General features: G+C 46.7%; 24 protein-coding genes. 14 read left to right on the top strand and 10 right to left on the bottom strand.

What is annotated here, in order from left to right; genetic code table 11:
• The first annotated feature begins 142 nt into the window (after nt 1-142).
• Complete coding sequence (locus B2X00_RS11665; RefSeq protein ID WP_290487797.1) at nt 143-325, top strand: hypothetical protein; 183 nt, start codon at nt 143-145, stop codon at nt 323-325.
• On the opposite strand, the gene B2X00_RS11660 is transcribed toward B2X00_RS11665, so the two are convergent.
• The gene (locus B2X00_RS11660; protein ID WP_290487795.1) at nt 322-1,230 is read right to left on the bottom strand and encodes a M14 family metallopeptidase; all 909 of its coding nucleotides are present in this window, start codon (nt 1,228-1,230) and stop codon (nt 322-324) included. The two genes, B2X00_RS11665 and B2X00_RS11660, sit on opposite strands and share 4 nt — an antisense overlap.
• 143 nt (nt 1,231-1,373) lie before the next feature.
• On the opposite strand from B2X00_RS11660, the gene B2X00_RS11655 reads away from it, so the two are divergent.
• Both B2X00_RS11655 and B2X00_RS11650 read left to right on the top strand, forming a co-directional pair.
• Complete coding sequence (locus B2X00_RS11655) at nt 1,374-2,555, top strand: MFS transporter (protein WP_290487793.1); 1,182 nt, start codon at nt 1,374-1,376, stop codon at nt 2,553-2,555.
• A gap of 5 nt (nt 2,556-2,560) precedes the next feature.
• A complete protein-coding gene (locus B2X00_RS11650; protein WP_290487791.1) occupies nt 2,561-3,136 on the top strand; it encodes a manganese efflux pump MntP family protein in 576 nt (191 codons plus the stop codon).
• Nucleotides 3,137-3,148: 12 nt separating this feature from the next.
• Here B2X00_RS11650 and B2X00_RS11645 read toward each other — a convergent pair whose 3' ends face one another.
• Nucleotides 3,149-3,274, bottom strand: a complete 126-nt coding sequence (locus tag B2X00_RS11645; protein ID WP_083405003.1) for a DUF3149 domain-containing protein — start codon at nt 3,272-3,274, stop codon at nt 3,149-3,151.
• Between the two features lie 146 nt (nt 3,275-3,420).
• On the opposite strand from B2X00_RS11645, the gene B2X00_RS11640 reads away from it, so the two are divergent.
• Nucleotides 3,421-4,038, top strand: coding sequence for a DUF2238 domain-containing protein (locus tag B2X00_RS11640; protein WP_290487789.1), 618 nt, complete (start codon nt 3,421-3,423; stop codon nt 4,036-4,038).
• The gene (locus B2X00_RS11635; RefSeq protein WP_290487787.1) at nt 4,022-4,216 is read left to right on the top strand and encodes a hypothetical protein; all 195 of its coding nucleotides are present in this window, start codon (nt 4,022-4,024) and stop codon (nt 4,214-4,216) included. The genes B2X00_RS11640 and B2X00_RS11635 overlap by 17 nt, the downstream gene beginning before the upstream one ends.
• On the opposite strand, the gene B2X00_RS11630 is transcribed toward B2X00_RS11635, so the two are convergent.
• Nucleotides 4,213-5,088 carry a mechanosensitive ion channel domain-containing protein gene (locus B2X00_RS11630; RefSeq protein ID WP_083405002.1) on the bottom strand — a complete coding sequence of 292 codons (876 nt, stop codon included), beginning with the start codon at nt 5,086-5,088 and terminating at the stop codon, nt 4,213-4,215. The genes B2X00_RS11635 and B2X00_RS11630 overlap by 4 nt on opposite strands.
• A 133-nt stretch (nt 5,089-5,221) precedes the next feature.
• Between B2X00_RS11630 and B2X00_RS11625 the strand changes: the two genes are divergently transcribed.
• On the top strand, nt 5,222-5,614 hold the full coding sequence (locus B2X00_RS11625; RefSeq protein WP_071462518.1) for a BON domain-containing protein: 393 nt from the start codon (nt 5,222-5,224) through the stop codon (nt 5,612-5,614).
• Between the two features lie 28 nt (nt 5,615-5,642).
• Here B2X00_RS11625 and B2X00_RS11620 read toward each other — a convergent pair whose 3' ends face one another.
• The 4 genes from B2X00_RS11620 to B2X00_RS11605 are packed head-to-tail and all read right to left on the bottom strand — an operon-like array spanning nt 5,643 to nt 9,485.
• Nucleotides 5,643-6,767: a methyltransferase gene (locus B2X00_RS11620; protein ID WP_290487786.1), complete on the bottom strand. Its 1,125-nt coding sequence runs from the start codon at nt 6,765-6,767 to the stop codon at nt 5,643-5,645.
• A gap of 32 nt (nt 6,768-6,799) precedes the next feature.
• Nucleotides 6,800-8,053 carry an amidohydrolase family protein gene (locus B2X00_RS11615; RefSeq protein ID WP_290487785.1) on the bottom strand — a complete coding sequence of 418 codons (1,254 nt, stop codon included), beginning with the start codon at nt 8,051-8,053 and terminating at the stop codon, nt 6,800-6,802.
• On the bottom strand, nt 8,050-8,787 hold the full coding sequence (locus B2X00_RS11610) for an ABC transporter permease (RefSeq protein ID WP_290487783.1): 738 nt from the start codon (nt 8,785-8,787) through the stop codon (nt 8,050-8,052). The genes B2X00_RS11615 and B2X00_RS11610 overlap by 4 nt, the downstream gene beginning before the upstream one ends.
• Nucleotides 8,784-9,485 carry an ABC transporter ATP-binding protein gene (locus B2X00_RS11605; RefSeq protein ID WP_290487781.1) on the bottom strand — a complete coding sequence of 234 codons (702 nt, stop codon included), beginning with the start codon at nt 9,483-9,485 and terminating at the stop codon, nt 8,784-8,786. Before B2X00_RS11605 ends, B2X00_RS11610 begins: the two co-directional genes overlap by 4 nt.
• Before the next feature lie 122 nt (nt 9,486-9,607).
• Between B2X00_RS11605 and B2X00_RS11600 the strand changes: the two genes are divergently transcribed.
• The 3 genes from B2X00_RS11600 to B2X00_RS11590 all read left to right on the top strand — a co-directional run bounded on the left by B2X00_RS11600 (nt 9,608) and on the right by B2X00_RS11590 (nt 12,358).
• Entirely contained in the window at nt 9,608-10,693 is a 1,086-nt protein-coding gene (locus B2X00_RS11600) for a sensor histidine kinase (RefSeq protein ID WP_290487779.1), read from the top strand.
• 2 nt (nt 10,694-10,695) lie between these two features.
• Entirely contained in the window at nt 10,696-11,292 is a 597-nt protein-coding gene (locus B2X00_RS11595; RefSeq protein WP_290487777.1) for a response regulator transcription factor, read from the top strand.
• Between the two features lie 232 nt (nt 11,293-11,524).
• Nucleotides 11,525-12,358 carry an NAD-dependent protein deacetylase gene (locus tag B2X00_RS11590; RefSeq protein ID WP_290487776.1) on the top strand — a complete coding sequence of 278 codons (834 nt, stop codon included), beginning with the start codon at nt 11,525-11,527 and terminating at the stop codon, nt 12,356-12,358.
• Here B2X00_RS11590 and B2X00_RS11585 read toward each other — a convergent pair.
• Together B2X00_RS11585 and B2X00_RS11580 are read right to left on the bottom strand one after the other, a co-directional pair.
• Entirely contained in the window at nt 12,355-13,521 is a 1,167-nt protein-coding gene (locus B2X00_RS11585) for a methyl-accepting chemotaxis protein (RefSeq protein WP_290487775.1), read from the bottom strand. The genes B2X00_RS11590 and B2X00_RS11585 overlap by 4 nt on opposite strands.
• 280 nt (nt 13,522-13,801) lie before the next feature.
• A complete protein-coding gene (locus tag B2X00_RS11580) occupies nt 13,802-15,643 on the bottom strand; it encodes a S8 family serine peptidase (protein ID WP_290487772.1) in 1,842 nt (613 codons plus the stop codon).
• Between the two features lie 207 nt (nt 15,644-15,850).
• Here B2X00_RS11580 and B2X00_RS11575 point away from each other — a divergent pair, with 207 nt between their 5' ends.
• On the top strand, nt 15,851-16,756 hold the full coding sequence (locus B2X00_RS11575; RefSeq protein ID WP_071462508.1) for an SPFH domain-containing protein: 906 nt from the start codon (nt 15,851-15,853) through the stop codon (nt 16,754-16,756).
• 13 nt (nt 16,757-16,769) lie between these two features.
• Here the strand turns inward: B2X00_RS11575 and B2X00_RS11570 are convergent, their stop codons facing one another.
• Nucleotides 16,770-17,402 carry an OmpA family protein gene (locus tag B2X00_RS11570; RefSeq protein ID WP_071462507.1) on the bottom strand — a complete coding sequence of 211 codons (633 nt, stop codon included), beginning with the start codon at nt 17,400-17,402 and terminating at the stop codon, nt 16,770-16,772.
• Nucleotides 17,403-17,570: 168 nt separating this feature from the next.
• Here B2X00_RS11570 and B2X00_RS11565 point away from each other — a divergent pair, with 168 nt between their 5' ends.
• The 4 genes from B2X00_RS11565 (at nt 17,571) to B2X00_RS11550 (ending at nt 21,109) form a co-directional block, all read left to right on the top strand.
• Nucleotides 17,571-18,308 (top strand): SDR family oxidoreductase, encoded by a 738-nt coding sequence (locus B2X00_RS11565; protein WP_272978186.1) that lies wholly within the window; start codon nt 17,571-17,573, stop codon nt 18,306-18,308.
• Between the two features lies 1 nt (nt 18,309).
• Nucleotides 18,310-19,293 (top strand): LLM class flavin-dependent oxidoreductase, encoded by a 984-nt coding sequence (locus B2X00_RS11560; RefSeq protein WP_286681881.1) that lies wholly within the window; start codon nt 18,310-18,312, stop codon nt 19,291-19,293.
• Nucleotides 19,294-19,385: 92 nt separating this feature from the next.
• Nucleotides 19,386-20,378: a GDP-mannose 4,6-dehydratase gene (locus B2X00_RS11555; RefSeq protein ID WP_286681880.1), complete on the top strand. Its 993-nt coding sequence runs from the start codon at nt 19,386-19,388 to the stop codon at nt 20,376-20,378.
• Nucleotides 20,375-21,109 carry a glycosyltransferase family 2 protein gene (locus B2X00_RS11550; RefSeq protein WP_272977998.1) on the top strand — a complete coding sequence of 245 codons (735 nt, stop codon included), beginning with the start codon at nt 20,375-20,377 and terminating at the stop codon, nt 21,107-21,109. The genes B2X00_RS11555 and B2X00_RS11550 overlap by 4 nt, the downstream gene beginning before the upstream one ends.

The following is a 21,109-nucleotide window of genomic DNA, read 5'->3' as shown; positions in this document are numbered from 1 at the left end:
CTTAAATATTTCTTAAGATAAATTTTATAGGAATGATTTCTTTACATCGGAGAAGTTCAGAAAAAGTTTCGAACAAGGTTGTTGCGAATGGTTATCATTTAAATTAATCTTATGCATTATCATGTGAATAAGGAAGACGATTATGCAACCGATCGCCTCTCAAGCTGGCCGTGTCAGTATTTCGATTGACCGTAATCAACTGCTAAAGCTCATGCAGTCGCAAGCGGTAGTGGCTTGCGACCTAAAAGCATGTGATGCAAACAGCCAATCCTGCCTCAAGCAGCTTGTGCTCGAGTGTAGCAAAAATGACTTTAATGGCAGTTAGCGTAAATAGTTTAACGCGCCAACAACCGCGGCTACTTGTGCATCAATGCATTGCTCGGGCGTGGCATTCTCACTATCTGGATAGACCTCTGTAGTCGTCGCATACATCGCTTGACTCAGGCCAATACACAAGCCCAGTTCATGAGTTGGGTAACTAATCACACCGGGGATATCAATATCCGTTCCAATTAACCGATTATTCTCGTCTGCCGGAGCGATATGAGTGACTTTAGCCACTTCCGCAAGTACCGCTTGCTGAAACTCGATTTGTTTATTTTCCGAGTTAGTGACTAAATAAAACCCGTCTGGGATGTTCCAATTGGTATTTACTTCACCATCTCGCGCTGCTTTGGCAGGACGAAACTCTGAATTGTCAGTATCCGTTGTCTCATGCAAATCAACATGCGCGAGTAAATCGACACCAAGATCCGTTATCAGTTGCAGTACAAAACCGGACTCTTGCGCTGGACTCGGCTGATAAAACGAACGATTAGGGTCAACTGCGTCGGGGTTCCAACGATTAATAGTCTCGTAACCCCAAGGGCTAATACACGGCGTCACAATAAAATTGAACACGTCTTGATACGCTTGCATTTGCTCATCAATAAATTTAAGCGCGCCGTGCACTCCGCTGGTTTCATAACCATGAACACCGCCGGTTACGAGTACCGTCGGCTTTTCATCGTCCCAGTCAAGTGACAATACCGCATATAAAGGATAGCGCTGGCTGGCGTATTCCAACTGACCGTATTCACGAACGTCAAAACGGGCTTTAAAGCGCTCAATTTGGCTAATAACGTCAGCTTCATACGAACGTTGAACACGCTGTTGTTGCAGCCATTCTTTCTTTTCTGACTCGCCCCACGGCTGACCCGGGACACCGATTGGATATTGCTGTTGTTGCAAAATTTTAACTCCCAACAGTTATGGTTCATTAGGTTATGCTAACACAGCGACCATCACGAATTCGATTAATACACGCGAACAATAGCAACCGACGTTGAAAAGCATTACCATAGGCGGCAATTTTTTCTCGCTGTAAAAATTCCATGAGTTATTCACGACTGCAAATCGCACTCGCCATTTTCGCTATGGCCATCGGAACCTTTTCGATCGGCATTGGTGAATTTGTCATGATGGGGCTTCTTCCCAACGTAGGGGCTGACTTTAACACCACCGCTCAGCAGACTGGTCACCTGATCAGTTTATATGCGCTCGGTGTGGTAATAGGCGCTCCCCTTATCACTTTACTAGGTGCACGCATCCCTCGTAAGCCACTGATTATCGCTTTAATGCTGGTGTACGCACTCAGCAATTTACTCAGTGCGCGCGCAGATAGCTTTTTGGAACTGCAGCTTTTCCGTTTTATCAGTGGCCTACCTCACGGAGCCTATGGCGGTATCGTGTGTCTGATGGCTGCTGGGCTAGTTAATAAGTCTCAACGAGGCATGGCGGTCACCATGGTAATGATGGGCTTGACCATTGCAATTTTAGTCGGTAACCCGCTCGCTACCTGGTTTGGCCAATTGCTGGATTGGCGCACCGTGTATATCGGAGTCGGTGTTGTGGCATTAAGTGCGGCGATTTTAGTCGTTGCCTGCGTACCACAGCCCAAGCAAGCATCAGCAACACGCGTACGAACCGAACTACGCGCGCTAAAAAATAGTCAAGTATTACTCACTCTAGCTATCGGTAGTGTAGGCTTTGGTGGCATGTTCGCCGTATTGAGTTACCTCTCGCCTACCTTACTTGAAGCAACACAAGTGCACGAATACTGGATACCCATTGCATTACTTATCTACGGCTTAGGTTCGTTTACCGGCAGCATTGTCGGCGGTAAACTGACTGACCTTAACATGAAGTGGGCAATTGCAGGTGCTTTAACTTGGGCTATCGTTGTGCTGGCTGTTTTTCCCCTCAGCATCTATTCTCTCTACACTATTTTGCCGATGGCATTCTGCTTGGGTACTACTGCAATGTTAGTGCCTGCACTGCAAGTCAGACTCATGGATGTAGCCGGCGAATCACAAACACTTGCTGCGTCGCTCAACCATGCAGCCTTTAACATTGCCAACGGTTTAGGTGCCTTTTTAGGCGGCTTATCGCTGAATACGTCTCTAAGCTGGCAAGCAACGGGCTGGGTTGGTTGCTTATTAGCACTCGCGGGCCTTATGGTGTTTACCATCACCAAATATCATAGTCGCAAAAGTTCAGTACACTTAAGTTTGTAGATATTATGAATATTTTCTCGATGTTTTTAATTGGCTTAGCAATGTCAACCGATGCCTTTGCAGCGGCAATCGGTAAAGGTATTGCTATGCGTAAGCCAACTCTCAAACAAGCATTAAAAATAGGTGTCTTGTTTGGTGTAGTCGAGGCGATTACGCCGATGCTGGGTTGGTTATTGGGTAAAGCCGCTGCGCAGGTCATTTCAGAGTACGATCACTGGATTGCGTTGGCATTACTCAGTCTGTTAGGCCTGCACATGATAAAAGAGGGCCTGTCGCCAGACGATGATAAGGACAGTGAAGTTGACCCAACCCAACAACCCTTTTTTAAGCTATTTCTGACCAGTATTGCCACGTCGATCGATGCAATGGCGGTCGGTGTGGGCATGGCATTTCTTGATGTAAATATCTTCCTTGTTGCCGTGATAATAGGCTGCTCTACCTTTGCAGCAGTTACTATTGGCGTCATGATCGGGCGTTACGCGGGTCATATTATCGGTCGCTATGCGGAAATAGTTGGCGGTATCGTACTCATCGGTGTCGGTATCGCTATAGCTGCCGAGCACGTCGGGTTACTGGGGTAACCCGACGGTTGTTTAGGCGTTTTTAGTCTTTACATAAAAGTAAATTGCATAAAAAACACACAGCCCAATCACTATCGCTAGGCCAGTAAATGAAAAGAATATCACGGGGTCTTTAAAGAACTGTTGCCAAATACTCATCGCTCTATCTCCAAACAAGTTATCTACCGCTCAGTTTAATAACTCAACCCAGTTAACCCATTGACCTAAGTCATGAAAACTTTAACTTGCAAGACAGGTTAAATGCGTTAACTATGGTTTGATGATTCGCTAATGGAGACGATTTCATGCACAAGCTTGTGTGGGTGCTGATCTTTACGAGTTGCTTAATTTGGTCAGCTTATCATCCGAACGATCCGATGACATGGTGGTTAGAAGTGCTTCCAGCTTTGCTAGGCGCCCTTCTGCTAGCGGTCACCTATCGGCGATTTACCTTTACGCGTTTGGTATACGGTTTAGCCCTCGTACATTGCGTCATTTTAATGATCGGTGGCCATTATACGTATGCTGAAGTCCCATTTTTTGACACCCTCGGCGACTATTTTGGTTGGCAACGGAATAATTACGATAAACTCGGTCACTTTGCTCAAGGCTTCGTCCCAGCCATGATCGTGCGTGAATTCGTCGTGCGCAATCATCTTATTTTCGGGCGCTTATGGCAGTTTGTATTCATTACCTCATTTTGTTTAGCATTCAGTGCTTTTTATGAGCTAATTGAGTGGTGGGTTGCTGTGGCCACTGGCGAAGGTGCAGAGGCCTTCTTGGGTACACAAGGTTATGCTTGGGATACACAGTCCGATATGGCATTTGCGCTTATTGGCGCAACATCAGCTTTGTTGTTACTCTCAGGAATACATAATCGGCAAATTGAACAGAAGCGCTCTCTCTATGGCAGAACACAATAAACAAAACAATGAGTCTAATCTAGGTTTGAGTATGGGCATCGGCATCGCCCTAGGCACCACTATTGGTGTTGCTATGGATCAACTTGCAATGGGTGTTGCATTAGGCGTCGCATTCGGCGCCGCCTATGGCTTTGCAACTAAAAAGAAGCCTGACTCGGATGACGATAAGTCAGACTAAGCGCGCGGTAAATAGTCACCCAAATAATCATCATCAGCGAATAACTCGGCGAGAATGGCTTGCTCGGTTTGGTTCCTATCATGCTCTTTTGTCGGCAATCGAACAATTAAATGCAGCTCTTCCGCACATTGCAGTTGGATAGTTACGCGCGGTTCAACGACAGGTTGTTCGAGCCCTGTCCGATAGCTCAGGCGTGCAAAATGTCGTTTAGCCTGATCAATGTAGGGTTCGCTGTATTTTTGTGCTAATTGCAATAACTTCTCTTGCGCTGGTCGCCATTTATGCTGACGCAAAAACGGTACACTGAATGTATGTAAAACAAAGTCTTGCGAGTAACTTTCATTGATCACCGCCTCACTCGCAAACAATGAGTTAGGTAACACGATGAGTCGGCCACTACGCTGTTGCATAGCTTTGCCCGGCCCCACTTCAAGAATCGTTGTGGTCAACAGGTTCTGATCGATAACGTCGCCACGGAACTCTTTAACCTGTATGCGATCGCCGATATTAAACGAGCGCGCGCCCCCTTTAATTAGAGCCCCCGAAACACAAAGAATCAGCTCTTTGGTAGCAATAACGAGCGCGACTGCAATAGCGACCATCGATAATGCAAAAGTCCTTAATTCATGACCCCAAATCACCACTAAGCCGAGAATTAGGATAATCAATAAAATATTTCGCAACTGGATAAGCCAGCGTCGACGCATTTCACTTGATTGAATATTGCGACGAATAAAGCGACGCAGCAAAAAGCGACTCACTGCCACAACCAAGATCAAAAGTAGTGTACTAATCGTCAGACGAATCAACGACTCGGAGTTTTTTAACTCCTCTATAAATGCATTAAGTGCCGACTGCATGACGTCTGACATAGATAACCCTCAAAAAATAGAAAATAACGTTCAACTATTATGATCGTTTATTGCAAAACTCGTGTAAATACACTGTGACAGCTATATTTTTCTACTATATTAGAAATCGTTCTAATTAAACAGGAGGTGTTTCATGGCATCAGTAAAAACTTTATCACTCGTAAGTTTGATGGCATTAGCAAGCTTGAGTCTTGCTGCGTGTTCACAAGAATCAGCAGAAGACAAGACTGAACAAGCAATGGAGTCTGCAAAAGATACAGCCGATAAAATGGGCGATGCTGCAGAACAAAAAATGGAAGAGGCCGGTGAGTATCTCTCGGATTCTGCTATTACTGCAAAGGTTAAAACGGCTCTGTTTGACAACGGCGGCTTAGATAGCTCAAAAATCAGTGTCGAAACTCGGAATAAAACCGTTTATTTAAGCGGTACTGTAGCGACCGAAAATGATGCTGAAACCGCCGGTCAATTAGCTGAAGGCGTAGACGGTGTTGAAGACGTTGAAAATGACATTGTAGTAGGCAACTAAGCTGTTGTTGCTTGAGTTTCGAGCCCGTTTAAACACGGGCTCGTGCTTTTATTAACGTATTGCGCGGTGTCAGTTCGCGATCACAAAATGCCTCTAACGAAACCTCGTAGCCCTGCTCCGTTAGAAAAACAGCTCTATCGAGCAATAACCAACGTTCAATATATGGCTGAAACTTCAACCTTACCTGTTCTATCGCCTCAGTAACTTCAAACCGTTGCTTACCTCTTGTCAGCCAGTAGTCAGCATCAAAACTTGAGTTGAGACTCACCCCATGTTGCGCTGCAGCCCACCGACAAAAATCCTCAAATGAGCCCATAAAGATTGCTTTAGATACGGAGTTGAGCGGTCGGTAATTTGGATCATTCAGCTGTTCTTGACGCCAAGACTCATAACCCAAGCGCCATACAAGCTCCGTATGACGTAGCCCTCGCGCTCGTCTACCTGCTGTCACAAGTCCCTGAGCTGCGAGCCTTAACGCGTTTTTATTGAGCTTCAAATCACATTGTTGCGCAGCCTTTGATAACGGCTCGTAGTGTACCTGTCGAGTCAAATGATAGCAGCATGGCGCCACGTAAATGTCCCGCACCTGCGCCTCACTCGCGTGCCCCAACAACCTAATATGTAAGTCGCCGCACGCGTGCAGTGCCATTGCCGTTCGACTGTTGCGAAGTATTTGCTGAATCTTACCATCACCCGCCGTCGCCAATACATCCTGCTGAATAAACGTTTGTGGCAACTGGTGTTTCAGTGCAAGCTCAGAGCCTTCCGCACACAGCGCAGATTGCCATTCAATACTGGTTACTGGGCGTTGCTGGGCCAAACTCAATAATCGCCCTAAGTGCCCCTTGCCAGCACACCACTCTATGGCCATCGCTTGGTGCTCCGGTACCTGAGCAATAAACGCTCGCACTTGCGCTAGTTTGCGGCCTTTGATGCCTTGGGTAAGCCAAAATGGCGGAGACGGTTCCGAGGCTTCATTCGGTTCATATGGCCAAACGGGATCAACTAATAACCGCATGCCCTCAAGTGTCCTAGCTAGCGTCGACTCACCTTCCCACGGCCATTCGCAGTGTTCGAATGCAACGATGTCCCAAAAAGCCCTGCTATCTGCAAGCGCCTGACTGTATTGCTCGAGCAGTTCTTTTAAGTTCACAGCATTAACCTAATCAATGACCCGACACTATTTTATCTTACTTGATAGCCATTCTTCCAGACAGCCTGAGGCTCTAGTAAAACCTGCATCCCCTGCTCAGGTGATGAGTCAATCAATACTATATCGGCGCGTTGCCCCACCGCCAATCGTCCTCGATTGTTAATTCTCCAACGACTAGCCGCGAGCGCGGTCGCTGAATTAATCGCATCTTGCCAGTTTACGTCTTGTGCTTCGAGCCACATCAGCTCTGCAATCAGACTAATGCCGTGTGCGGTACCTGGGTTGGGCGCATCGCTCCCCACCAGTACGTCAATCTCGCTTTCATTAAGCAGCCGGGTGTTAGTTTGTAAGTTATTATAAAATGAGGTTGATGCCATAGTCGCGCCACCACCGCTTAAATTATTTGCATTCCCCTGATTAAAACAGTCTCCACAGGCGGGCAATAGTACCTTTGTATTAAATTCACCGTGCACTAGGTGCTCATAAATAATGTTGGTTGGCACGACAAATACCTGTGAATCTTCCATTACACCCATCAATTCTTCGCTCATGGGCTTATCAAAAAAACCATGCACCAAACCATCAGCGCCGGCAGCAACGGCGTGCTCTGCAGAAAGGTGGTCGGCGATATGCACCACGGCTAACACCTGCTGAGCATGCGCCGCTTGAATAACACGCTGCAGTTGTTGATAACTGATCGATGGGCGGTGAGGGTAAGCAGCGCCTTCTGCGGTGTACACAATCTTAATAAAGTCAGAACCCTCAGCAATACGTTCCGATACAGCCGCTTCGGCGCTATCATTGTCAGCAAGCGGGTGAGGGCTAAACCCGAACTGCGTTCCATGCCCCTGCGGCGCAGTAACCAGCCGGCCAGCTCCCCACATATCAGCCTCCTGCTGCAATTGTACTGAGCTCCGTTGTTGCCGAGCTTTAACTAACTCACTTGGATGCCCGAATAGATCAATCACCGTTGTCACACCAAAATCAAGTGCTTGTTCTCGCGCCTTACCCCACGCGTGAACATGGCTATCAATCAGTCCAGGAATAAGCCATTGGCCCGGCTTGGTGGGGTAAACGCGCTGATTAGTGTTCGGTGGCTGCGAATCAACGCGTACAATAACACCCTCTTCGACCGACACGTAATGCGCTTGTAACACTTTCTCACCATCGAATACATTGATAGGCCCAACGGTAAAACTATTCTCTTCGACCGGCGCAGGCTCAGGTAATAACCACAATAACGCAGCCACAACAACAACGCCGACGATCCACGGAAGTTTACTCATGATTGGCTCCCACTAAAGCGTCCAGATAGGCCTTTCAGCACTGCCATCATGCTGACACTGAATAGGCACAAATAAATAATATGCCAATACCAACTGACCTCATCGGCCTTTCCGATGACCGCATAACCTAATTGCACTAAGTGATAACTCGGCAGCCCATAAGCGACCCATTGCACCCAATCAGGCATTAAAAACAGAGGAAACCATAAGCCAGACAGCAGCGCCATGGGCAGATAAATCAGGTTAACGACACCGGCTGCAGCACGATCAGCGACTAAGGCTCCAATGAGCATCCCTAATGCAGCGAAAGGCAACGTACCTAACGTAAAAATCAGTGTTAAGAGTCCCCACTGCCAAAACCATAACCGGACACCAGCGAGCCAAGCAGACTCGATGTAAAGCAAGAGTAGGATAACTGCAGAAAAAACGGCACTATTGACGAGCTTGGCAAAAATAAAGCTATTGAACTTCATTGGCGATAATAGCTTTAAGGTGAGCCATCCATGAGTGCGCTCACTCGCAATACTCACCGCAAGGTGAAAAAACGGCGGACCCATAATCCCAAAACAAGCATATGAAATAAGAAGGTAATCACTATGACCGTTGGAAAAATCCACCATGATGCCAAAAAAGAAGTAAAACACGACCGGAAACGCAAACGCCGGTAGGTAAAAACTAGGCGATCGCAATAATACCCGCATATCCATTTGAGCTTCGACTAACCATTGGTTCATGACGCGTTTTCTCCTATCAATGTGGACATCAATTGTTCTAAAGACATACTTTTTATGGGTAACTTCTCGGCGGGCGCCTGTTTACGCAAGAGCACCACAGAGTCAGCCAATTGATAGGCTTCTTCTATGTAGTGCGTGGTTAAAATAATGGCGACACCCTGACTTTTCAGTGACTCAATACAACGCCACATCTGTTGTCGTGTATTCAGGTCCATCCCAACGCTAGGTTCATCCAAAAACAATAATTGCGGTCGGCCGATGAGTGCGAGCGCAAACATGACACGCTGCTGCTCTCCGCCTGACAAGACAGCAAAACGCTTGTCTAATAATGAACCGATAGGTAGCAGCTGCTTTAACTCCTCGATATCGACTGGATTGCTGTAATAACTTCGATATAGCGTAATCTGCTCGTGTACAGTCAATTGCCCGTTCACAGCCCCCACCTGCATGACCACGCCCCAGCGCTGCTTTAATGAGGGACTCCGATACTTGCTTGGCTGCTGTTCATCAAACAGGCCAATTTGGCCCGCGTCTGGAGCAGTCAGTCCAAGAATGCAGCGAATCAGTGTTGTCTTACCGACGCCATTCTCACCTAGCACCGCAACGACCTCACCACCGTTAACATTCAAAGAAAATTCGCTTAATACGGGCGTGTTAGCGTAGGACTTCGATAAATTTGTAATTGATAGAACCGTCATTACTCACCTCCATTTTCTGCTAGCTTAGTGAGTTACCCCGAACGGAGGCAGTCATCTTTGTCATTTTATTGTGATGACAATTGTCACTAGCATGAAATGAAGGTTCGTTTCATAATGCGACTATGAAATTAAAACAGCCGCAGCTTTCTCTTGAACGTAAATACGCTTGGGTTTACCTGATGAACCTGGGCTTTTTCGTCGTGCCCATGTTTCTATACCCGTTCACGGTATTAGAATACGTCGCTATGACCGCCGCACTTTTAGGCTTTGTGGCAAGCTATTACTGGGCATTCAGTGTCTCTTCAGCCCACATGTTGAAGCCGATAATCATTATGTATGTGATCGCATGCGCGATTACGCCCATTAATCCCGCATCAATCACTATGTTCGCCTTTATTGGCTTTTTCCTGGGGTTCGCCTATCGCCTGCTACCCGCTCTATTGGGGCTAATCGCTGTGGTACTGACGCTTGCGTTGTTGCACTACTATGTCGTCGATACGTGGTCTTGGTTTGTTTATTACGGCGCAATATTAAGCGCTGCGATCCTTATCATTGGACGTGTCGAGCGCGTGCGTCAAAAGCACTTATTGAGTCAGCAGCGCACGGATTTAGAAATTGAACAACTCGCTACGACGCTAGAGCGTGAGCGCATTGCACGCGATCTACACGATACTTTAGGACACACGCTCACGAGCGTGCTACTCAAAGCTGAATTAGCGCAGCGCCACATCCATTCTGGTCAGGGTGATGCCGCCAGTCACCACTTAAAAGAACTAACCGACATTGCACGGACCTGTTTAAAGCAAGTCAGGGAGAGCGTGACCGGCTATAAACATGGCGGTTTTGACTTTGTGCTACAACAACTCTCCGTGCGCTTACAGGAAGCTGGATTCAAAGTACACGTAGAGGGCGCGCTTACTCAGTTAAATAGGGCTTATGAAACGCCGCTGGTTCTGGCGCTCACCGAACTCGTGACAAATATTATTCGTCACAGTGAGGGTGACCATGTGTTTATAAAGCTTCAAGAGAAGGCTGCTAATACCAACATTGAAGTATTCGATAATGGATATGTGACAGAGTTCGAATTGGGTAATGGCTTGTTAGGAGTTAATGAACGTATCGAACGCCTCGGTGGGCATGTTGATATCAACACAACAAAAGGTTGCCAAGTAAAGTTATTCTTACCCGCAGCCGCAGTGGAGTCCTGACTATGAAAATATTATTGGCTGAGGACCAAGCAATGGTAAGAACTGCCTTAGCGAGCCTGCTCCGCTTGGATGGCGGTTATGAGGTCGACGAAGCCGCTGACGGACGCGAGGCTAAAGATAGTCTTGAAAACAACGCTTACGATTTACTACTGACCGATATAGAGATGCCTCACATGACCGGGATTGACCTAGTGCAGTGGGTCAAAGCTAATGCACCAACCACTAAAACGGTGATCATTACTACGTTTAACCGCTGTGGGTACGTGAATCGCGCTGTCCAAGCGGGCGTCGATGGTTTTCTACTAAAAGATGCGCCAGTCGACCAACTCATGCAGTCATTAACTGCTATTTTGGCAGGCAAACGCGTCATTGACTCTGAGCTACTGCTCAACAGCTTTAATCAAATTGATCCGCTAACAGAAAAAGAACGCAAGGCACTCCGACTAGCCGCCGATGGATTGGCAACATCAGCGATTGCCAAGCAGCTATTTATTGCTGAGGGCACCGCACGTAACTATCTATCGGAAGCGATTGCAAAAGTCGGTGCTAAAAACCGCGTCGAAGCGGCTCGTATCGCTCAGTTAAAAGGATGGTTATAAATTATTAACTGGGTACCGTTAACCACAAACTCCCCATGAGCAATAAAGTTAACGTTATAATTGGTACGAATAATGCCGTCGAATGCTTCTTCATAGCGCCCCCAATTTGTTGTTATTTTTGTTAACGTATTGTTATAGAAAAAGATTTCTCACGTGTCAATGCTTTGTACATCGTGATACGCTTGAATGCGCAACCTTTTAGGCCCTATTTTTCAGAAAAAGTTCAATTTTTATGTATGATCACGCATCTGAAATAGCTAACGCTGCTGACTTGCTGCGTGCCAACGCCCCGTTGACATTGTTATCAGGCGCAGGACTCAGCACCGATTCGGGCATCCCCGCCTACCGTAATGCTCAAGGTCAGTGGGTTCACGCGCCACCCATGCAACATCATGACTTTATGAATAATGATGCGGCGCGAAAACGCTATTGGGCGCGTAGCCTGGGCGGCTGGTTAAACTTATATCATGCGCAACCCAACCGCGCACATCAGGTTATCGCACAGTTTCAACAACACGGGTTAATAGATACCGTTATTACGCAAAATGTCGATGGGCTTCATCAAAAGGCGGGCAGCTCAACGGTGATTAACCTTCACGGATATGCCAACGACATTGTCTGTATGACATGTGGCGATCGCTCACCTCGTTTCGAGTTACATCAACGCTATGCCCAGCTTAATCCGCAATTTAATCAATCTGCCACGGTCATTAAACCGGATGGCGACGCAACACTGTCAGCACCAACGGATGAGTTTCAGCTCATCCATTGCGATCAGTGTGGCGGAATCTTAAAACCTGATGTGGTCTACTTCGGCGATAATGTACCCAAAGCACGAGTTGAAGCCTGTTATCAAGCCATTGATAACAGTGCAGGCTTGTTTGTCGTAGGCTCCTCTTTAAAGGTTTTCTCGGGGTTCCGCTTTGCCCGATACGCTCATCAACAGAATAAACCCGTTATTCTTCTTACTAAAGGCATTACTCGTGCCGATGATCTCGCTACCTTAAAAGTCGACGCAAACATCACTAGCACATTAATTCAATTGAGCCATTTGCTCATCGACTAATCATCGTCCAGTTTGTCCATAGCGGTGACGATACGTTCACTTAATTGTGATAATGCGAGTGTATTATCATGCAAAGAATCGGCTTGGTCAGATGCATCATCACACAGTTCACTTAGCGTCTGAACATTAGCACTTATAGAGTCTGTAGCACGATTTTGCTCCTGTGTTGCATCCCGTACGGCCGCTATTTCGTCGCTAATAGCAGTAATCATCTGCAACATGGTCTGTGCTTGGCTGATACTGCTATCCGCGATGCTTTCCGCGTACTTTGACGATTCAAGCGCTTCATCGGAAGTGTTCGCTGACTCGGCGATTAATGCGCGCAATTCTTCGGTCATACTCGTGATATCTTTGGTCGATTGCTGGGTTTTATGCGCTAATGCTCTCACTTCATCAGCAACGACCGCAAAACCCCGTCCTTGATCACCCGCCCGTGCTGCTTCGATCGCCGCATTCAGCGCTAATAAATTAGTTTGTTCAGCAATATTTTCGATAATCACTACAAAATCATGAATTTTAGCAGCGCTTTTCTCAACTTTATCAAAGCTCACATCAAACCGAGAAACAGCTGCGGTCAAGGCTTTTAGTCGCTCAAGCAGAGACTGAAACTGCGCATTAGAGCTTTGACTGAGTTCACTTACCTGCTCGGCATTTTCATTGACACGATCAATGGATTGGGCCACTTCGGACATACTTGTCGATACTTCTTCTGTTGTCGTCGCTAACTGACTCGACTGCTCATTCAGTCTATCGGAAGTCAACCGCGAGCGGTCAGAGCTTTTCGAAGTCTGCTCTGCCAGTTTATTCAGTTGCTCCGCCGAGTCATCGACCTCTCTTAAGATACGTTGGAAACGCTTCAACGCTCTACTTAAATTACGTGCGATGCGCCCAAATTCATTTTCCTTATCCAGATCAACTCGAGCATCTAAGTTACCATCACCAATCGCTTGTGCCATCTGCGAAAGTTCGGTCAATCCAAAGCGTAGACTACGACGAACCAATATAAACAGCAGAATGGATAACAAAATAAGTAAGACTATAACGCCATTGAGTAGCACCGATGCACCAACAAGTGTGCTGATCAAAAAACAACATGCGAGCAGCAGAACGGCTAATAGATTAATGGTGTTGAGGGTATTTACAGGTAACTTTCTAAACGTCATTGATACGGCTCATTAATGAATTTTCAACAAGTATGATGACCCATTGTTGAGCGACCGCTATATGTTTATTGTTATAAAAAGCAGATGTTTCTATATTTTAACCGAATATGCGCAGTCATGAGGGTCGATGCTTCAAAATAATTGAAAACTCACTAAAAAACTAATCAAAAGAACACGCGAACGCACTGTTCGGCGAAGATTTAGCCATCGAGTACGTTTTAAATACAAAAACGCAGGCTGATGAAAGCCTGCGTTTATCAGTTAGTTAAGGCAATCTTGACTATGGATTATAGAAAGCATCCAGTGTTACGCCACTGAAGCTTTGATAAGCACGAATTCCAATATGCCAAGTACCTGACTGTGGATTCGAGAAGCTACAGCTTTCATTATTGCCACTTAAATAAGGACGACAATCGTAACTATTGGTTCCGGGTTGGCTTCCATATTGGACATATAAGTCGGCATCACCTGAGCCGCCTGAGATATCAATATCTAAGCTGCTCATACCCGCAGGTACTTCAATCGTATAACGCACCCAGTTACCTGTTGATGCGGAAAGGTCGCTGACACTGCCGCCACCACCGGTCGCGCCGCCATCACCCGGATCTCCCGAGCCGCCGCCCGAAGCGCTGGTTACTGCACTGCTGGCATCGACAATACCGGTGCCACAACCACTACAACTTCCGGGAAAGCTGCGTGCTGTTTGCTTCAAAATGCTCTCAACATCATCTGGACTAGCACTCGGATTAGCTTCTTTAATTAATGCGGCTACACCCGCTACGTGAGGCGTCGCCATTGAAGTTCCTTGACTATAGCCGTACGTATCACTGCCTGGTGTGCTACTGCCCGAGTTGTAGGTAGAAAGTACACCATTCGGATCATTGGCGTAAGACATTGCGCCACCCGGTGCAGCAACATCCACGTTAGAGCCGTAGTTAGAGTAGTAAGCTCGGCTTCCATTTCGGTTAGTCGCCGCAACGTTCACCACGCCACTACAGTTACCTGGGTTATAATTGGTCGAGTTGTCATTACTATTACCTGACGCCACAACCACAGTGGTACCGTTACCGCGAGCAATATTAATCGCTTGTTGCGTTGCGCTCGAGCAAGTGCCTTGTCCACCTAGGCTCATGTTGATCACATCAGCTGGGTTTGCATTGCTCGGAACGCCCGATACCGAACCACCTGACGCCCAGATAATTCCGTCAGCAATATCTGCCGTAGTACCACCACATCGACCGAGTACCCGCACAGGTACTACTTTTGCACCGTAAGCAACCCCAGCTACGCCTTGACCATTATTGGTCACGGCTGCGATGGTGCCTGCCACATGCGTACCGTGCCAGCTTGAGTCCTGATCTTGAGCAGGATAGCCGTTACCGCACGCTCCCGCACTTACCCAGTCACCCGGGTCACGCGGATCAGAGTCACGACCATTCCCATCATTACCAATGAAACTATTAGAAATCATGTCATAGCCCGGTAGGATGTTACCTACAAGATCACCATGAGGGCGATACCCCGTATCTAAAACGGCCACCACGGTGCCTGCGCCGGTCACGCTGTTCCACGCATTTTCTACATTTAATCCGCCAGTGGACTCGTAATAGTGCCACTGATCGTTGTAATCCGGATCGTTGGGAGTCGCAAAGTGACGTAATAATTTGTTTTCTTCAACACTCGCCACCTCAGGATGCTTGGCAATTTGCGCCATCATCTTTTTCGCCTGTCCGGGCGGAATTTTCTTATCAAGATCAAACACAAAATGGTTAGCCAGACCCATTTCACGCTCAAACTTAATTGAACCCCCGGTCTGGGCAGAGAAATCGCGTGCGACACGACTCGCTGCATTGGCTACTGCGGCTGCACGATTAAGACCTCGTTGCGCTGCTTGATTCGCCATCTCATTCATTACTTGTGAACGTTCTTTAAAGGTAACAATGAAGCCTGTCGTCAACGATTGTTGAGGCGTTATGTTTTGTGACGGAAGTCCTACTGACGCCTTAGGCGGCTGAAAAGATTGGTTAACCGCGACAGCTGAGGGGACCACTGCGGTCGAAAGTGCAGCACTCACCCACACGGCAAGTCTTTGATTTTTCTTAGAACTTATATGTTTATACATGGTTAACCTTTTTTTGTTATTTGAAGACCACTGACCAAAGCCAGTTACTTATCATTAACACATGTATATTTTGTGTAAACAAATATGACGTCAATTTTACATTACATTTACACATATTGACATCACGAAAAGGCATAAGCAACGTCTGTATTTGTTTTTAGCGGGGTGTCACTATATGCTCCAATAAAACCAAGTTGAGGAAATCAAATGTCAGCATTTCAATCTCCCTTACCCACGCTGTTGATCATTTTAGCGATCATCATTTTATTAGTGCTATCCGTTCGAATCGTTCCGCAGCAACAAGTTTATGTTATTGAGTTGTTTGGTAAATATCGCCGTATGCTCACTCCTGGCTTAAACTTTATTATTCCGATTATCGAACGCGTAGCTCACAAGCAGTCAATGCGAACGCGAGAGTTACAAGTCAGTGTTGAGACGAAAACACAAGATAATGTCTTTGTAACCGTCCGCGTCAGTGTGCAGTATCGAGTCGAGAATAAAGACGCCGTTTACAATGCTTTCTACCAACTCGAAGACCCCGAGCGTCAGATGGAAAGCTACATTTTTAATTCGGTGCGTGCGCAAATACCTAAACAACCACTCGATGAAGTATTTGATAATAAAGATGCGATCAGCGACGCAGTGCAAGCAGAATTAGAGAGCGTTATAGAAGGCTACGGCTTCAATATTATTGCATCATTGGTTACCGACATTGACCCTGATGAAGAGGTCAAGCATTCAATGAATAAGATCAACGCAGCCGAACGTGAGCGTCGAGCAGCAGAACACCAAGCAGAAGCTGAAAAAATCCTCGCGGTTAAGAAAGCTGAAGCCGATAAAGAGTCAAAAATTCTACAAGGTGAAGGTGTCGCGGGACAACGCAAAGCCATCGCTGAAGGCTTAAGCGAAAGTATCGCGTTGGTGCGTAAAGAAGATAGCGATATCAGCGCTCATGATGTTATCGATCTTCTTAAATTTACTAACTATGTCGACACCCTTGCAGCCCTTGATACTGCAAATAGCAAAGTGATTATGGTACCGATGCCAACGAATCAGTTTGAGCAGTTTAATCAGGCCGTTATTCGAGGAAATGAGGCTAGCGCTAAAGACTAGCCTCATGACTTAGTTATTCCTGGTTTGGAATAATGCGTAGTTCGACGCGGCGGTTTTGTTGACGACCTTGTGCAGTGTCATTGCTCGCCACAGGCATACTCTCACCAAAACCCTGCGTCGTCACACGACGTGAGTCGACACCATAACCGACTAAATAGTTACGCACCGCGTTGGCTCGATTCAGCGATAATTGTTGGTTATGTTCAGCAGATCCCGTGCTGTCCGTATGCCCCTCAATCATCATGGTCGTTTTATTGTACTTATTCAGCACTGCGGCTACGTCTTCCAACACAGGATAGAAATTCTGAGAAATATTCGCACTATCGGACGCAAAGGTGATGTTTCCGGGCAGTTGCAAACGAATATTATCGCCATCACGAATCACTTGCACACCAGAACCGGCTAGCTCTTCACGAAAAGCCTCCTCCTGCTTATCCATGTAGTTTCCGATGGCGCTACCCGCAAGTGCGCCGACAGCTGCGCCCCAGAGATAACGGCTTTTATCATGATCGCCCGTGCCTTTACCGATAACGGCACCTGCGACCGCACCAATTGCCGCGCCTTTCTGTGTATTGCTCATGGTATTCGAGCAAGCCGACAGTGCCAACGCACTCGCCACACCTAAAACGATGAGTCGTTTGTTCATAAACAATCCTCTTTGCCTATATTCGTTCCACTAAAATTAGCATGTCTTTACAAAATATCTGTAGCGCTTTTCATGATCTTTACGCATGTGCTAAAGCGAAACGATCAATCCAAAATAGCTACGACACGTAGAACAAAGGCACACATATAAAGTAAATTGGAGTAAAAGATGTCTGAAGTAGCAAACAAAGTCGTTATTATCACAGGTGCGAGTAGCGGTTTAGGTGAAGAAACTGCTAAAATGCTCGCCAGCAAAGGCGCCAAATTAGTCTTGGGGGCGCGTCGTGAAGAGCGACTAAAAGCGCTGGCCGATAGCATCAAAAATGACGGTGGTGAAGCCATTTTCAAAACGGTGGATGTAACCGATAAGTCGCAAGTACAAGCCCTTGCCGATGCTGCGCTTGAGCAGTTCGGACGCATTGATGTGTTGGTCAACAACGCCGGCTTAATGCCATTAGCACCACTGGACGAGTTGAAAATCGATGAGTGGGACCAAATGATAGATGTCAATATTAAGGGCGTTATGTACGGTGTCGCAGCGGTGCTGCCGAGCATGCGTAAGCAAAAATCAGGTCATATTATTAACTTATCGTCAGTTGCAGGTCACGTGGTATTTCCAGGTGCAACCGTTTACTGCGCGACAAAGTTTGCTGTAAAAGCAATCAGTGAAGGGATTCGTCAAGAATCAAATGGCGAAGTCAGAGCGACCAATATTTCACCGGGCGCTGTGAGTACTGAGTTGACTGACCACATCAGTCACAAGGATTCGAAGGAAATGGCAGATGATCTTTATCAAGATGCAATTGGCTCTGACTCAATCGCACGAGCCATTACATTTGCGATTGAACAGCCAGGTGATGTTGACGTCAATGAGATGATCATTCGTCCTACCAAGCAGGAGTTGTAGTTTGCCGCAAGTCAGTATTTTGGATTTAGCACCTGTGCCTGAAAGCGGCACAGTTGCTGAGTCGCTAAAAAACGCTGTAAGTATTGCTCAAGCAGCCGAACGTTGGGGATATCATCGTTACTGGATGGCCGAGCATCATAATATGACAGGTATCGCCAGCGCGGCAACCGCTATTGTTCTGGGTCATATTGCGAGTCGAACCCAACACATTCGTGTGGGGTCAGCCGGTATTATGCTGCCGAACCATCCACCGTATATTGTTGCAGAACAATTCGGCACGCTCGATGCTCTGTATCCCAACAGGGTTGACTTGGGACTGGGCCGAGCACCTGGTACAGATGGACAAACCCTGCGTGCTTTAAGGCGTTCACCGAACGACGCTGAACAATTTCCTAACGATGTGCAAGAGCTGTTGGGCTATCTCGCCGAAGCAGAAGATACTGACACCATCAAAGCCATTCCTGGTTTTCAGCAAAACATCCCCGTTTGGATCTTAGGTTCGAGCACCTTTGGCGCACAACTAGCTGCCCGACTCGGGCTGCCCTACGCGTTTGCATCTCACTTTGCGCCCGATCACCTGAGTCACGCGCTTACACTATATCGCAAGCAATTCAAGCCTTCGCGTTATCTTGATAAACCATACGCTGCTGCGGCACTGAATCTATTCGCAGCCGACACGGACCATCACGCTCGCCGCATGATGACATCGATGCAGCAACAGTTCATTAATTTACGTCGCGGGATGCCCGGGCGCATGCAGCCCCCTGTTGAGGATATTAAAGCCATAGCGGACCCCTATGAACTAGCGGCTGTTAATCACGCGCTGAACTTTACCGCGGTGGGCACAAAAGACACCGTCGCGCGTCACCTCACACAGTTTATTGAACAAACTGAGGTCGACGAGCTGATTTTGACCTGCAACGCCTACGATATATCAGATCGCCTAAACTCGTTTAAAATCGGCGCAGAAATACTACTAAACTAATATTAATCAGGTGACCCAAGCTATTCTTAAGGTATTTTTAAGGTTTCTTTGTTATAAAGTCGGTTTAATTTTAATTTAATTAAGCCGACTTTATGTCTCGTAAGATTTTAATCACTGGAGCCGCTGGTTTTATTGGGTTTCACACGGCCAAGCGCCTACTTTCAGAAGGGTTTCACGTCGTTGGAATTGACAACCTCAACGACTATTACTCAGTTCAGCTTAAGTATGATCGATTAAATCAACTTAAGAAATTTGACTCATTTTCCTTTCATTCGATCGATATTGATAACCCTATCGCATTGTCAGACTGCCTAGCCGATTATACGATTGATGATGTCATTCATCTTGCCGCTCAAGCAGGTGTGCGTTATTCAATCGATAATCCGCAAGCGTATGGGCGAAGCAACTTGATCGGATTTCTCAACATACTCGAGTGGGTTCGCAGTCACCCTGTAGACCACTTTATTTATGCCTCATCAAGCTCGGTGTACGGTAATACTGAGCGTGTCCCTTTTTCGACGAACGCGACCGCCGACAAACCGGTATCTTTGTATGCAGCGACGAAGCGTGCTAACGAACTGATGGCTGAAAGCTATAGCCATTTATATAATATCCCTGCGACTGGATTGCGTTTCTTTACCGTCTACGGTCCTTATGGTCGTCCCGATATGGCACCGATGAAGTTTGCCAAACAAATTATGCAAGGTGGTCAAATTGATGTCTATAACCATGGTGACCTATCGCGTGATTTTACGTTTATCGATGATATTGTAGAGGGCATATACCGCTTATTAGATAAACCTATTCAAACGCAGTCAGAGGGTGCGCGCCATCGCGTCTTAAATATAGGTCGCGGCGAACCTGTTAACTTGCTTAAGTTTATTGAAATACTCGAGAGCGCGTTCGAAAAACCGGTTAAAAAACGTTATCTTCCAATGCAAGATGGTGATGTAAGCACAACTTGGGCGGACGTGACAGAGTTAAGTAAAATAACGGGTTATTCACCACAGATCGATATCGAGTCTGGCATTCAAAAATTCGCAGAGTGGTACAAAAAATACAATGCACATGGACAATTAGCATGATTGAGTTTTCAGTGATACTCCCGGCAAAAGATGAAGCCGATAATATTAGTGTTTTACTAAAAGAGATTGACGACGCCTTAAAAGGCAGCTCATACGAAGTGGTGCTAGTAGATGATGGTAGTACAGATGCAACAGCAGAGCAGGCATTAGCGACCGCTAAAACCATGCAAGGACAAGTATCGGTTATTCAACATCAGTCGAGCTGTGGTCAAAGCACTGCGCTTTATACAGCGGCACAACACGCCTGCGGTGAGTTTATCGTGGTGCTTGACGCCGATGGCCAAAATGATCCCGCGGATATTCCTTCATTAAAGCAGGTAGCAAACGAGTTGCAATCGCACCACTTTTGCGTAATTGGGCACCGTCAACAACGAAAAGATACGACTTGGAAGCGATTTCAATCGCGTGTTGCCAACCGCTTTAGACAGGCCGTATTGAAAGACGATACACCGGATACTGGCTGTGGGTTGAAAATCCTCCCTCGTCATACCTATTTACAACTCCCCTACTTCCACCATATGCATCGTTTCGTACCCGCGTTGGTCAAACGCATGGGAGGAGAAATAAAAAGTGTTCCTGTGAACCATCGCGCTCGGTTACAAGGCATCTCAAAATATAATGCTTGGAATCGTGCTTGGGCTGGCCTACTTGATATTTTGGGTGTTCTTTGGCTGATTTACCGCTCCAGAAAGCCGCAAATTAAAGCTATAAAGCGCAGTCAGGAGTCCTAA

Origin of the sequence: Idiomarina sp. UBA3162 (assembly GCF_002364475.1) — a bacterium.
GTDB lineage: Bacteria > Pseudomonadota > Gammaproteobacteria > Enterobacterales > Alteromonadaceae > Idiomarina.
The sequence above is the reverse complement of the archived record's forward strand: the minus strand, read 5'-3'. Positions and strand labels throughout refer to the sequence as shown.